Origin of the sequence: Microcoleus sp. bin38.metabat.b11b12b14.051 (assembly GCF_013299165.1) — a bacterium.
Lineage (GTDB): Bacteria > Cyanobacteriota > Cyanobacteriia > Cyanobacteriales > Microcoleaceae > Microcoleus.
The window spans coordinates 49,380-62,384 of the sequence record NZ_JAAFKD010000035.1 but is presented as its reverse complement, the minus strand read 5'-3'; the positions used below and the strand labels follow the sequence as shown (position 1 = coordinate 62,384).

Below are 13,005 nucleotides of genomic sequence, written 5' to 3'. Positions count from 1 at the left end.
ACCCATTCTTTAATTTGTTCCAGCACCTTTTCAATGTCTTCCATTGAACGGATAGCTCCTTTTTTTATAGTCTAGATTGCTAAACCGACGGCTAAATCCCTGAAAATAAGCAAGCACGACTTTGAAAACAAAGGTCAAACTTGCTTTCTCGCTTGCTGGTTGTTTGGGGCAACGCTGTTGAGCAAAGCAGAGAGTCAGTATATTTGCAAATCAGTCCTGTCTTATTATCATAACGAATCTTTACAGATAATCAATAGGCAATGGGAAAATTACTGAAATATCTCGGATGCCAATTATTAAATAAAGCTTAAGCTTACTGCTGGCTGTTGACAATTGACAAATTATTAGATGTTTTCTACGCTTTCGCCAATAATTTACGCCGGAGTCGATCGAGCGCCGTACAGCTACTCAGGTGCCGAATCCAATCGCGGCCTCGGCCATCGCCGAAACGGTATTCAAAGCTTTCAGCCTCGCCGTCGGGGCCCGCTAAACCGATATAAACCAGTCCGACAGGTTTAGCATCCGTGCCGCCTCCGGGGCCAGCGATGCCTGTAATGCTCAATCCCCAATCGGTGTTGAGACTCGCGCGCACTCCCGCAGCCATTTGTTTTGCGACGCTGGTGCTGACTGCACCAAATTCCGCTAAATCTTCGGGATTAACACCTAATAATCCTTCCTTAACCCGATTGTCATAGGAAATAATCCCGCCCAAAAAGTAGCTCGAACTTCCCGGAACACCAGTCAGCATCGCTCCCAATCCGCCACCCGTGCAGGATTCAGCCACACTCAGAGTTTCCCCGGCCAACAGCAGCAATTTGCCGACAGTCGAGGCGAGGGTATCGGTATCAGCACCATAACAGTCTAAGCCGGCAATCTGAAGCAATTGTTGCTCGATCGGCTCAATTAACTTTTTCGCAGCCACTTCCGACTCAGCGCGGGCCGAAATCCGCAATTTAACTTCGCCGTGATTGGCGTAGGGAGCCACAGTCGGATTAGTTAAATTTAGAAAAGTATCTACTTTTTCCGCCAGTGCAGACTCAGCAATGCCCCAAAATTTCAACGTGCGACTGCAAATAGTTGAGCTACACCAGCCGCCATTTTTCAGGTAAGGAACGGCGGTTTCTTGCCACATCAAGTGCATTTCCGCGGGTACGCCGGGAAATGTCATCACTGTGACATTGGGAACCGGCTGCCAAATAATCCCCGGTGCAGAACCGCTGCGGTTGGGCAGAATATCCGCAGTTTCGGGAATTAAAGCTTGTTTGCGGTTGCTGGGACTCATGCTGCGTCCCCGCCGTGCAAATTTTTGTTCGATATCGGCGATAATTTCCGGCTTTTCGATCAGGGGAACACCAAAAAAATCGGCGATTGTTTCGACTGTGAGGTCGTCTGGTGTGGGGCCGAGACCTCCGGTGAACAGCAAAAGTTGCGATCGACCCACAGCAATTTCTAACACTTGTTTGATGCGTTCTGGATTGTCTCCCACCACTGTTTGATAGTAGTGAGGGATTCCCAAACTCGCTAATTCTTTAGCTAAAAACTGGGAATTGCTGTTAAGAATATCGCCTAACAGCAATTCAGTGCCAACACAAATAATTTCAGCAACCATTTAGTTATTCATAATTGGGCATTGGGCATTGGGCATTGGGCATTGGGCAAACAGGGCATTGGGCATTGGGCATTGGGCATTGGGCATTGGGCATTGGGCATTGGGCATTGGGCATTGGGCATTGGGCATTGGGCATTGGGCATTGGTAGTAACTGCCAACTGTTAACTGTTAGCTGTTAACTGTTAACTGTTAGCTGTTAACTGTCAACTGTCAACTGTCAACTGTCAACTGTCAACTGCCAACTGCCAACTGCCAACTGTCTATCGAGCGTGTCTCCAAACTTTCCAGCTAGCGTATCCCAGCAAACTTGTAGCTCCCATAGCGTAAATTATGCCACTTGGAACTGAAAAAGCTAGGGCTAAACTTCCTACCCAAAGTGTCAGCGAGTAAATAAATAAAACCGCAAATCGATGGGATAATCCTGCATCCAGCAATCGGTGGTGGAGGTGGCGCTTGTCAGCAATAAAGGGTGATTTGCCGTTGCGGAGTCGATCGAGAATCACCGCTGACATATCTAAAATCGGTACAGCTAAAATTAAATATGGCAACAACACAGAAGTCACAGCCGTAGTTTTAACTAACCCAATTACTCCAACTCCAGCGAGAGTAAACCCGATAAAATAAGCCCCGCCATCTCCCATAAAGATTTGAGCCGGATTGAAGTTGTAGCGCAGAAATCCCAAGGTGCCACCAGCTAAAGCTGCTGCAATTAGGGCTGCTGCCGGTTGGTGCATCGACAGACTGACAATCAGCATGACAACTGCTGCAATCCCCGAAACTCCTGCTGCTAAACCGTCTAAACCGTCTATCCAGTTGATGGCGTTGGCCATACCGACAAGCCAAATCACAGTAATTGGCAAGCTCAGCCAGCCAATATCTGTCAGTCCCAAGGAGGGAACTGTGAGAAACTCAATTTGTACGCCTGCCATCCAAGCGATGCTGGATACGCCAATTTGCATGAGCAAGCGTTTTATGGCTGAGAGCGAAAACAAGTCGTCTGCTAAACCGATGAGGAAGAATCCGATGCCGCCGAGGGTGACTCCCCAAACTTGGTATTCGTCTCTGCGATTGAGAACTTCTCCGCTAGCGTCGATGAAGCCTCCTGAGAGCCAGACACATAACAGGGCAATCAGAGTGCCTAGAAAGATTGAGACTCCTCCCAAGCGCACCATAGGGCGCTGGTGGACTTTTCGCTCGCCTGGTCGATCGACTCGCCCGCTTTTGAGACCAATTTTTTTAACTATTGGCGTACTCCAGAGGACGACGGCTGCGGAAACCAGAAAAGCGAGTACGTGGTACAGATACTGGTACGGCATCTGAAATCAATTTTAAATAGTGCGGGGCAATTAGTCTGTCAGGCAGAGTCTACTACATTTCAGATGGCTTATCACAAAGAAACATCTTTAAGAGCGACTGGGGGTTTGGGAGCCGGAGATTTGCAGGAGTGGGAGTTGCCGGGACGCGAATTGTCAGGTTTTTAACTGATAACTCTAGAATTAATCGTCTTTCGATCGCAATATTGATCAACTCTTTCGCGATCGATATTTGGCAAGCGGGCCGAGTTGAGCGGTATCTTTCGCGATCGACAAATACCCTTAATCTAACCAGCGCCGCCCGACAAATATCTTTAGTAAAAACCGCCTTTCGCGATCGAGATTTTCGATAAAAACCGCTTGTCAAGATCGCAACGAACAACTCTCAATCTTTTTAGGCTCTTTGCTCCGCCCAAAAGCGGGTACAAGCCCCCGAAATGACCGATAATCGATCCCAAAATTTTAGATTCAGGTTCAATCTCCCAGATTCAATGCGAAAATAAATCTCAAATCTCAAATCTAAAATCTCAAATCGAATCACCCTTTTACCCGTACACTTCCAACTACCAATTCCCCATTGCCAATCAGGAAAGTTAAGCTAATGCCGGCACTTTTAAGAACAAGTGCGGGTATAACGGGAAGCGATCGCACAGGGCGGCGACTCGTCGCAGGCATTCGGCGGCGACGCTTTCATCTTCAGGATTCAGGAGTCGATCGGCAATAATATTACCAATCTCGGTAAATTCGGCTGTTCCCATTCCCCTCGTCGTCATCGCGGCCGAACCGAGTCTCAAACCGCTGGTGACAAAGGGGGATGCCGGATCGAAAGGCACGGTATTTTTATTAGCAGTAATATTCACACCGCTGACTAATCGATCGGCTACTTTGCCTGTCATGTTTGCCGATCGCAAATCAACTAGCATTAAGTGATTGTCTGTGCCACCAGAAACGAGTTTTAAACCCCGCTGCTGCAACTGTGCAGCTAAAGCCCGCGCATTTTCAATTACTTGACCTGAATAAGTTGTAAATTCCGGCTTTAATGCTTCGCCAAAAGCTACAGCTTTGCCCGCAATCACGTGTTCCAACGGGCCGCCCTGAGTGCCGGGAAACACTGATTTGTCGAACTTTTTCCCAAGTTCGGGGTCGTTGGTCAAAATCAAGCCGCCGCGGGGGCCGCGGAGGGTTTTGTGAGTGGTGGTGGTGACTGCGTGACAGTGGGCGAGGGGGCTGGGGTGGTGGCCTGTGGCGACTAACCCCGCGATGTGGGCGATGTCTGCGAGCAGGTAAGCTCCAATTTCGTCGGCGATCGCTCTAAACTTTTCAAAGTTGATAATTCGCGAATATGCTGAATAGCCGCAAATCAGCAATTTGGGTTTATTTTGTTTGGCGAGTGCCAAAATTTCATCGTAGTCGAGCTGTTCTGTTTCTTGGTTGACGCCGTAGTGAAACGCTTTGAACCATTTACCAGATACGTTGACCGGCGAACCGTGGGTCAAGTGTCCGCCGTGGGACAAATCCATGCCCATAATTCCGTCTCCGGGTTCCAGCAAGCTCAAAAACACTGCAAAGTTGGCTTGAGCGCCGGAGTGGGGCTGAACGTTGGCGTGGGCGGCTCCAAAAAGCTGTTTGGCGCGATCGATCGCGATTTGCTCGATGCCGTCAATAAATTCGCACCCGCCGTAGTACCGTTTTGTTGGCAGTCCTTCAGCGTATTTATTCGTCAGCACTGAGCCTTGAGCTGCCATTACCGCTGCGGAGGTAAAGTTTTCGCTGGCGATCAGTTCTAGGTGATCTCGCTGGCGTTGAAGCTCTTTGCCGATTAAATCGGCAATTAGCGGATCGGTTTTGGAAATGAAGTCTAAGTTAGTGTCCGTCACAATAATCAACCTTTTGACAATTTTGGGATTGGGAATTGGGGATCTTTTACCGTACTACGGATTTCGCACCATTGACATAAATATTACGTTGTGTTCAGGTTAAGCCGTTTGTCTCAAATTCCTGACATACAATGAAACTACTGGTGTGAAACCTGCCGGAGGTATCAAATGTTAGTCATTCTAATGGAAAATCAGATGCTTGCCCCTCAGTGTGTTTGCCAAAGTTGTGTGCTCGCCGATCGCACGGGCCAACCGCGCTGGAGCGGTGGAGAGCTGCGCTGCGGGCATCCAGTTGCTAAACCTACGGAAAATTTGCCCGATCGATACGAGTGTCAAATGGGCTTTGTCATTGCCAATATTAAATAATCATGGGGCATCGGGCATCGGGCATCGGGCATCGGGCATCGGGCATCGGGCATCGGCCAAACAGTGACTATTGAACCCGACTCGATGTAAGTACCCCCTGAATCTACTCGGCTCTGAGTGTGGGAAAATTCCGGGCGAGTCGGAACACAAACCCTGCTGCTGCGTTATCCTGAGTTTAACGGGAATTGATAGTTTATCGATCGACTCAGGAGAGTTCATTATGACTTGGCGCGGATCTACAACTGTTCCAGACCGGATTTTTGCTTGTTTGCCTTATTTGCTACCGCTGATTGACGGGCTTGCCTTTGGTAGGTTTCTGTTTACACAGTTTCCTGTTTTGCAACTGTTATTGATACCGCTAGCTCCATTGATGCAAATTTATAGTTTGCCCTTTGCTAGCTTGGTTATTTTCTTTGCCCTGTATTTAGGAGTAGTTAGAAACGAAAACATCAGTCACTTTATTCGTTTTAATGCGATGCAGGCGATTCTTTTAGACATTGTTTTGATGCTGTGCGGTTTGGTTTTGCCAATTTTTGCAAAAGGCTTTCAAGTCGCATTTATTGCAGAAACTCTCTATAACATGGTGTTCTTGGGCGTTTTGGCTGCATTTTTCTATGCAGTCGTGCAGTCGGCGTTGGGACGCTATGCAGAGATTCCTCCACTTTCGGACGCTGTTTATATGCAAGTACCATAGTAAGTTGACAGTTAACAGTTGACAGTTGACAGTTGACAGTTGACAGTTGGCAGTTGACAGTTGACAGTTGACAGTTGTTAGTTGACAGTTGGCAGTTGACAGTTGACAGTTGTTAGTTGAAGGTCGGAGAGTGGCAATAATTAATGACCAATGACCAATGACCATTGACTAATGACTAATGACTGTATTTTCTAGACTGCCAATGCCTTCTATTTCAATGCGGACTCGATCGCCTATTTGCAGCGGCCCTACTCCTTGCGGCGTTCCAGTCAGTATCACATCGCCGGGAATCAAGGTCATGATTTGACTGATGTAAGAGACGAGAAAGTCTGGGGAAAATACCATGCGATCGATCTGAGATGACTGTGCAGGTCGATCGCTCCCATTGACAAAAGTCTGCAACCGTGCAGCCGGACTCAATTCGCGGACAATCCAAGGCCCCAACGGACAAAATGTATCAAATCCTTTAGCCCTAGCCCACTGGTTGTCTCGCTTTTGCAAATCTCTGGCTGTTACGTCGTTGGCGATGGTATAGCCCCAAATTTTGCTGTGTGCTTGTTCGGGAGTACAGTTGGTACAATGTTCGCCAATTACCAAGGCCAACTCTCCTTCGTAGTCTACCCTTTCCGACTGTTGCGGATAGCGAATCGCTCCACCTGCTGCGATGACAGCGCTAGGAGGCTTGAAAAACAGCAGGGGTTCAGTGGGTACTGCCGTACCCATCTCCGCGGCGTGATCGACATAATTTTTGCCTACGGCTACAATTTTTGAGGGAGAGCACGGGGCGAGAATTTGGTAGCTCTCTGGCTGGAGTGCCAAATCTGTTGGCTGTCCTTTTAACCAGGGAGGTGCATCAAATACTTGAACGCTGCGGCTCAGTTGCAGCAAACCGTAATGGATGTGTCCTTGTGTTGTTTTAACTCGAACGTAGCGTTGAGCCATACTATTTTAGATTTTGGATTTTAGATTTTAGATTTAAACAGACTGACCGCTTCCCGATCGCGGGAATAGGACTTTCTGTAGAATACAGAGGACTGACGCACGGATGCCTAGAAACCGGATTTTTTAGCCAAAATATTTGCTTAAAACCCTCAATCTCTATTAAAAAACCCGGTTTCTTTGTTGGGAGTGTGTGAGTCATAATACATATAAACATGGATCTAAGCATAATTAGCTAACATTTACTGCTCGATCGACCTTCTGGATTGTTGGTGTATCATTTTTAACCCGTTTTCGGTGCAAATTCCGTGCAGCGGTTTGTCCCAGGAGTCATCGGGTAGCTGGGCTAGCAAGGCAAATTCAAAGATTGTGGCGATCGCAATTTTGGATTCCCACTCAGGTAAACTCAGTATGCGATCGTAATAGCCGCCGCCGTAGCCCAAGCGATAGCCGCGAACATCGCAACCTACGGCGGGTACGAGGATTAAATCTACTTCTGAGCGGTCGATTTTCGGAGCATCAGGCAGCGGTTCCAGTATGCCATAAGCTCCAGTATGTAAAGCATCTCCGGGCTGCCAGATGTGCCAGGATAAGTCTTTACCAACACAGCGGGGAAACCCCCATTTACGGGGAGTTACAAATAGGGGACTTAAATCTGGTTCTTGGCGAAAGCTAAAGTAGGCAAGGATTGTTTCTGCTTCGGTAAATAGGGGCGAGTTTTGCAGGTGCTTGCAGAGGATCTCGCTCTTTTGTCTCCATTCTTGGGCTGGTAGGGATTTGCGGGTGTTTAGGAGCGATCGTCTTAATTCGGTTTTAGTTAATGAAGGTTCAGGAGTATTCATATTTCATATTCAATCAGTTTAAATGAACGCGAAAAAACGTAGGGACACGGCTAAAAAGGGTAGGGGTACGGCTAAAAAAGATAGGACACGGCAGTGCCGTGTCCCTACAAATATCACGGGTAATTAACCGAATTTCAGAATACATCTTGTCTCGCCACAGCGTAGGGAAACGGCACTGCCGTGTCCGACAAATATCACGGGCAATCAACCAAATTTGAGATCGCATCTTGCCTCACCACAGTATATCTCTTGCAAAAGTCTTTTCGCTCTAATTTTGGAACGGGCAAGATGCCCGTTCCACAGAAAAAGTTGTTTTGTGGAACGGGCATCTTGCCCGTTCCTAGCTATTTTTGCAAGAGGTCTAGTAGGGAAACGGCACTGCCTTAGTCCATACAAATATCACGAGCAACAAACCGAATTAGATAACACATATTGTCTCACCACAGGACAAACACTAAATACCGTTTCATTATCCATTTCCTCAATTTCAACCAAAGAGCGCCTCCCCAAAGATTGCAGCCCGTTGAATAACTCCGAAGGCGATAAATCGGCATCTTGTAGCAATTGCTCTATTGAAACTGAATTCGCTTCGCGGCTGAGGCGGCAGATGAGCTTTTTTTCTAATTCTGACAAGCGATTTATCTGCGGGTGCAATGCTGCTGCCAATTCTTCCCCGACGAATAGCATATCATATTTCAAAAAATCTGCGACCCTGCCTCGAAATATTTCTTGAATGGTGGTGGCGACTATTTTTAACCACAATGGATTGCCTCGGTAGGCATTAATTAGGTATTCCCATTTTTCGGGGTTGAGCAAACTTTTGTGTTTGAAAATTTCGGTAGCATCTGTACCGATGCCTTTGAGTTGTAAAGTACGAACAGGTGAATGTTCGCCTGTTAATGCGGTAATTTCTCTGGGGTTTTCCCAAGTGTGGATGATGAAACAACTGTTGTGGGTTGTTTCTCCGATTTGTCTGAAGAGGATGCTGTAATTTTCGCAGTCGGGGCGGTAATTTCCTGCGAGTTGTCCGCTGCTGAGGAGAGTTTGCACGTCGTCGAGGATGATGAGACAGCGGTTTTTTCGCAGATATTCCATTAACAGGGAAAGTCGATCGCCAATGCTGACTGGTAAAAACCCCTCTTCGCCCCCCCTTGGTAAGGGGGGGTTGGGGGGGTATTGATTGGCGATAAATTGAATCAGGTTTTTGAGGGTGGTTCCGAGGGGTGGGGAGGTGCCCAGACTTCGCCAAATCACGCATTCAAAGTGATGTTGAATTTGTGGGATGAGATGGACGGAAAGTGCGGTTTTGCCGATGCCGCTTAGTCCTGATATGGCTGCGAGGTTGCACTTTTCTTGGACAATCCATTTTTCGAGGGTGGCGAGTTCGGATGTGCGATTGCACAACAATGATATATGAGGTGCATCTGCTAAGTCTAGTCGGGTTTGGGGTTTTGAGGTTTCTGGGGTGGGGGTTGAGGGCGATCGATCTTTTGGAACTTCGGGAGATTGACTGTCCTTACAAACATTGACATTACCAATAAAAAAATCATTTCCCGAATTTGATGAAACGATGAATACTTGTTGTCTTTCAAGTGCCGATCGTAAATTTGATTGAGTAACTTCTTCACCTAAGATATTTGACAAACGCTTCCATAATTTTGAGGCGATATTTCTGATGTGACCTTCGCTACAATATGATGCTTCTGCGATTTGAGAGTATTTTTGACCTTCCCATACACCTGCTAGGATAGCTTCTTGCAGATCGTCCAAGTGTTCTCCCGTCTTGGCAAAAACCATGTCGTCAGCCAATTTCAAGAGTTCTTTCACGTCCATCGGTCGTTTATGTAGGGGATTGCTGATATTGTATCAGACTTTTTCTGACATTTTCTGACATCACGCTCGCCTCTGACATTTAATGATATTAAGAAATATTAAATTTGTGATATTTTCTGATGTTTTATGACTTGACTTCATTATGAGGATGGTGTAATTTTCAAATAGAAGCTGTCCGTCACTGGTAGTCGGCTGTAGCCAAACATAAAAATATAAAATCATGACTAATAAACCCAAAAAGTTAAAAGGTTGACTCGATCTAATATATTTAAAAGCTGAATAATCAAGGAAGCAAAATGAGAAATGAGTTGAGTTGGCTTGAAATAATCCGACTATTTTTTGAAATGCTTTTTCAGCTAGTTGACTGACAGTATTGATCGATCGCAGACATTTTACCCTAAAAGGAAAGAAGTATGGACGCACTGGTAGCAGTAATCGCACAAATTTTAGATTACATTCAAAGCCAAGGCCCAGACGCGATCGCGCAGCTAATGGGACTACTCGAAGTTCTCAAGGTTGGAGTAGTTTCTGTTACGGCTTTGTTTGGCTTGGCTGCTAACGTACCCGCTGTTATTGAAATTATGAGTCAGTTGATAGCTTTAATCAGTTCAGGTGCCGGTCTTACTGAAATAGTGGCGGCGATTGGGTCGTTGGCGGGTTCACTGGGATTGTCTATTGAGGCTCTCGTCCACATATTACAAATTATCTTCACTGTCTTGGTAGCATTTTAACTTGATTTTCACAGCTTTTGGGGGAATCAACTATGATTTGTGTGGTGAGGTTTTGTGCCGGATAACATGATAATTATTGCTTCGTTTTGCGGTTAATGACACTCATCAAGTCATTAGACAATAAACTTTCGATTTAGTTTACTATCACCTTATAGAACCCATTTGAGATCTATTCTGCGTAAATCTCAGAAACCGGGTTTCTCTCGGTATTTCTCGTGACCAACCCAAAAACTCGTAGAAACCCGGTTTCTTGCCCCGGGCGTAAATCTCAGAAACCGGGTTAATCTCGGTATTTCGCGTCACCCAACCCAAAAACTCAAAGATGTCAAATGGGTTCTATATCAAAAGCGATCGCCCTTTTGGCCAAAAAGGGCGATCGCCCTAATTATTCTTCACTCAAACTATTTCCGAGGCTAAAAGCCTACCATCAACTCGCTCATATTCATCTTCCAGTAGCCACGAGTGAGCCTCATCGTAACTTGAACCTAAAAACAGCAGTTGATAATTCGGCGATGGCTCGTAAATACCACAGTTACTATTTTTGTCACCCATTAACATCAGAATCCGAGGCGGGAAAACAATCGGATCTACCCACAACTCGATAAAATCCGAATCATTGACTTGTTCGACGAGGTTTTGTGAGGATAACATCGCTTTTTCAATCACAGCTAAAGGATATTTAAGCACTTTCCTCGATTAAATCTGCTTCCGCATCCCGCCGTCTACTCATCCCTTTTTCAATGCTAGTTCCCAGCCAAATTCGTTTCATTTTGCGAATTTGTTCGGCAATTTTATTCACATTCTTTTTCGTAACCAAATCGCGAACTACACGCATTTCTAGGCGACGGTTTCCCTGCATACTCGTGCCGCGATTGAACACCAAACTTACCAATCCTCCTTGAACATCTGCGGGCAATTGTTCAAAACCGGGAAATGCTTCTTTTGTCAGATTGTAAAATTTCGGCACTGTGACAATATTAAAAACTTCCCAAGCTAATTCCCAGGGAACAATGATATCTCTAACACTAGCTAAACGTTCTTTTGCAGCATCCTCTGTCAACCCGCAGCAGTTACTCAAACGCTGTTGCTCAACATCCCCTAATTTCTGCCAATCTTGGTTAAAAACTTCTACTGTGTTGTAACCTAGATCGTAGCCGATGCCGATCGTAATTCCCGATGCTCCTTCCGGCCAAGTTGGACGCTGCAACAGGCTTTCGTAGTATTCCTGTCCGCCACCGACCTCGAATTCTAAGATTAGCTCGATCGCCCTGTATGATAAAAGTGACGAGCCCAAAGGTTCCCCAGGAAACAATGCAGCGAGGGTTTTGGGGCCCGCGATGCCGTCTGCCAAAAATTTTTGATTGGTTTGAAACTGTTTGAGGGATACTTCTGTTTTCGGGCCAAACTTACCGTCAGCAGGGCCTAGATTTAACCCTAACTCCAGCAAGCGTTTTTGAAGTTTCACAACATCGGAACCCGATGCACCTAATTTTAGAGTTTGCACAACCTGTTTTCCTGCGATACTACCCGAACAATAATTTTTGATTCACATTGTACCACAACCAGGATTTCCCAAACTATTTATTTAATTAATTCAGCCTCAGTCAGCAGAGCAAAATCGCGCGGATTGTTGAGCACGAAACCGTCATTTTCTTTAATTAGATCGCCAAAACACGTTACGGGCGATCGCGTTTCATAAGCCTTGAGGGCCAACTGACAATCAGATCCGTTCAATTCTAGGTAAATTTTTCTCAGCTTACCCACCACAAATCCCATTAATGTAATCTTTGCCGCAGATTCTGCCTCGTCCACTTTATTAATCCATCCCGAGATTGCAACATTAGGTAAAGCAGTAATTAAATCGCTGAGAATATCTAGCTGAGAGCGATTTTCAACCACTTCTAGCGTCTTAAAAGCTTCAGCAATAAGATGAGGAGCATCAAATTCTTGTCTCACAGGCTGCTTGATTTCAAAAATCTGACCAACATCATTCTTTTTGTGCCAAATCCAAGTATTCTCATAGACCAAAGCAATTTTTTGCCAGCCATTAGTCTCTAAGTGTTCTCCTAGCACATTGGGATCTATAGTTTGGAAAATTTCCTTGTCTTTTACAGTTACTTTCACGGTAAACCTCCTTGACTGAGACACTGCATAATAGACTTGAGAGCCTCTACTGTGAACTGATTAGAGCGGGATAACTCAACTGTTACATTCGCTGTATTGAGTCTTTCTGGCTGTCCCCGCAGCGACACCCAGTAGGCGCAATACCTCATGCACATTTCGTCTTCAGACTGCTGCAACCAGTTTTCTAGATTTTCCGGCACTAAAACTACTACTAATAGGCGCGGAACCTGGGAATTGATTATCAAATCCCTGTAGTTTTTTATCCTCACCGGATATCGGATGAACTGCCCATCGAGTACATCCCTTGAGGTACATTTCAATTGTAAGTTAAGCTCAGGGGAAAAAACTACTCCCTCACCACCTCTTGCCACAATCTTCAAATCAATGCTGTCGTCATCTACCTCTGGCTGACTGACAGAAAAACCTGCCACGGCTGCCACGGCGCGTACATAAGCTTTGCTAAAAAGTTCTTTCTGTTGGTTTAGTTCCATTCCAAAATAAACTAATTGCGAAAATAATAATATATCTTACAATAAACGTGTCCCACAAGTAATTATTGTAGGATAAACATTCGCGAAAGGCGATCGATTGATATCGTGTCCGCTCGATTGACAGATATAAGATTGGTTCGTAGTGTGGACTTTAGTCCGCTTTATTTTGCGGACTAAAGTCCACA

14 protein-coding genes are annotated in these 13,005 nt (G+C 45.8%); 4 read left to right on the top strand and 10 right to left on the bottom strand.

Annotation, left to right across the window (positions count from 1 at the left end):
* Positions 1-355: 355 nt before the first annotated feature.
* Positions 356-1,609: a competence/damage-inducible protein A gene (locus tag QZW47_RS25985; RefSeq protein ID WP_293133779.1), complete on the bottom strand. Its 1,254-nt coding sequence runs from the start codon at positions 1,607-1,609 to the stop codon at positions 356-358.
* Between the two features lie 21 nt (positions 1,610-1,630).
* On the opposite strand from QZW47_RS25985, the gene QZW47_RS25980 reads away from it, so the two are divergent.
* Positions 1,631-1,789: a hypothetical protein gene (locus QZW47_RS25980; RefSeq protein ID WP_293133777.1), complete on the top strand. Its 159-nt coding sequence runs from the start codon at positions 1,631-1,633 to the stop codon at positions 1,787-1,789.
* A gap of 81 nt (positions 1,790-1,870) precedes the next feature.
* Here the strand turns inward: QZW47_RS25980 and QZW47_RS25975 are convergent, their stop codons facing one another.
* A complete protein-coding gene (locus tag QZW47_RS25975) occupies positions 1,871-2,926 on the bottom strand; it encodes a glycosyltransferase family 4 protein (RefSeq protein ID WP_293133775.1) in 1,056 nt (351 codons plus the stop codon).
* A gap of 590 nt (positions 2,927-3,516) precedes the next feature.
* Positions 3,517-4,800, bottom strand: coding sequence for a serine hydroxymethyltransferase (gene glyA, locus QZW47_RS25970; protein WP_293133773.1), 1,284 nt, complete (start codon positions 4,798-4,800; stop codon positions 3,517-3,519).
* A gap of 168 nt (positions 4,801-4,968) precedes the next feature.
* Between glyA and QZW47_RS25965 the strand changes: the two genes are divergently transcribed.
* Together QZW47_RS25965 and QZW47_RS25960 are read left to right on the top strand one after the other, a co-directional pair.
* The gene (locus QZW47_RS25965) at positions 4,969-5,166 is read left to right on the top strand and encodes a hypothetical protein (protein WP_293133771.1); all 198 of its coding nucleotides are present in this window, start codon (positions 4,969-4,971) and stop codon (positions 5,164-5,166) included.
* A 220-nt stretch (positions 5,167-5,386) separates the two neighbouring features.
* Positions 5,387-5,860, top strand: a complete 474-nt coding sequence (locus QZW47_RS25960) for a Tic20 family protein (protein WP_293133766.1) — start codon at positions 5,387-5,389, stop codon at positions 5,858-5,860.
* Positions 5,861-6,028: 168 nt separating this feature from the next.
* On the opposite strand, the gene QZW47_RS25955 is transcribed toward QZW47_RS25960, so the two are convergent.
* From QZW47_RS25955 to QZW47_RS25945, 3 genes are all read right to left on the bottom strand, one after another.
* Positions 6,029-6,802 (bottom strand): fumarylacetoacetate hydrolase family protein, encoded by a 774-nt coding sequence (locus tag QZW47_RS25955; protein ID WP_293133763.1) that lies wholly within the window; start codon positions 6,800-6,802, stop codon positions 6,029-6,031.
* Positions 6,803-7,041: 239 nt separating this feature from the next.
* Positions 7,042-7,641, bottom strand: coding sequence for a 5-formyltetrahydrofolate cyclo-ligase (locus tag QZW47_RS25950; RefSeq protein ID WP_293133760.1), 600 nt, complete (start codon positions 7,639-7,641; stop codon positions 7,042-7,044).
* Between the two features lie 399 nt (positions 7,642-8,040).
* A complete protein-coding gene (locus QZW47_RS25945; protein WP_293133757.1) occupies positions 8,041-9,474 on the bottom strand; it encodes an NB-ARC domain-containing protein in 1,434 nt (477 codons plus the stop codon).
* A 413-nt stretch (positions 9,475-9,887) separates the two neighbouring features.
* Here QZW47_RS25945 and QZW47_RS25940 point away from each other — a divergent pair, with 413 nt between their 5' ends.
* Positions 9,888-10,205 carry a hypothetical protein gene (locus tag QZW47_RS25940; protein ID WP_293133754.1) on the top strand — a complete coding sequence of 106 codons (318 nt, stop codon included), beginning with the start codon at positions 9,888-9,890 and terminating at the stop codon, positions 10,203-10,205.
* A 396-nt stretch (positions 10,206-10,601) separates the two neighbouring features.
* On the opposite strand, the gene QZW47_RS25935 is transcribed toward QZW47_RS25940, so the two are convergent.
* From QZW47_RS25935 to QZW47_RS25920, 4 genes are all read right to left on the bottom strand, one after another.
* Positions 10,602-10,892 (bottom strand): hypothetical protein, encoded by a 291-nt coding sequence (locus tag QZW47_RS25935; RefSeq protein WP_293133752.1) that lies wholly within the window; start codon positions 10,890-10,892, stop codon positions 10,602-10,604.
* On the bottom strand, positions 10,885-11,709 hold the full coding sequence (locus QZW47_RS25930) for a peptidoglycan-binding protein (RefSeq protein WP_293133750.1): 825 nt from the start codon (positions 11,707-11,709) through the stop codon (positions 10,885-10,887). Before QZW47_RS25930 ends, QZW47_RS25935 begins: the two co-directional genes overlap by 8 nt.
* Before the next feature lie 77 nt (positions 11,710-11,786).
* Positions 11,787-12,329: a hypothetical protein gene (locus QZW47_RS25925; protein WP_293133748.1), complete on the bottom strand. Its 543-nt coding sequence runs from the start codon at positions 12,327-12,329 to the stop codon at positions 11,787-11,789.
* On the bottom strand, positions 12,326-12,820 hold the full coding sequence (locus QZW47_RS25920; RefSeq protein WP_293133746.1) for a DUF4365 domain-containing protein: 495 nt from the start codon (positions 12,818-12,820) through the stop codon (positions 12,326-12,328). Before QZW47_RS25920 ends, QZW47_RS25925 begins: the two co-directional genes overlap by 4 nt.
* Positions 12,821-13,005: the final 185 nt, after the last annotated feature.

Bases quoted from the DNA above. Each gene is read 5' to 3' on its own strand.
- QZW47_RS25985 (WP_293133779.1), bottom strand. From the start codon at position 1,609: ATGGTTGCTGAAATTATTTGTGTTGGCACTGAATTGCTGTTAGGCGAT.
- QZW47_RS25975 (WP_293133775.1), bottom strand. From the start codon at position 2,926: ATGCCGTACCAGTATCTGTACCACGTACTCGCTTTTCTGGTTTCCGCA.
- QZW47_RS25965 (WP_293133771.1), top strand. From the start codon at position 4,969: ATGTTAGTCATTCTAATGGAAAATCAGATGCTTGCCCCTCAGTGTGTT.
- QZW47_RS25960 (WP_293133766.1), top strand. From the start codon at position 5,387: ATGACTTGGCGCGGATCTACAACTGTTCCAGACCGGATTTTTGCTTGT.
- QZW47_RS25955 (WP_293133763.1), bottom strand. From the start codon at position 6,802: ATGGCTCAACGCTACGTTCGAGTTAAAACAACACAAGGACACATCCAT.
- QZW47_RS25950 (WP_293133760.1), bottom strand. From the start codon at position 7,641: ATGAATACTCCTGAACCTTCATTAACTAAAACCGAATTAAGACGATCG.
- QZW47_RS25945 (WP_293133757.1), bottom strand. From the start codon at position 9,474: ATGGACGTGAAAGAACTCTTGAAATTGGCTGACGACATGGTTTTTGCC.
- QZW47_RS25940 (WP_293133754.1), top strand. From the start codon at position 9,888: ATGGACGCACTGGTAGCAGTAATCGCACAAATTTTAGATTACATTCAA.
- QZW47_RS25920 (WP_293133746.1), bottom strand. From the start codon at position 12,820: ATGGAACTAAACCAACAGAAAGAACTTTTTAGCAAAGCTTATGTACGC.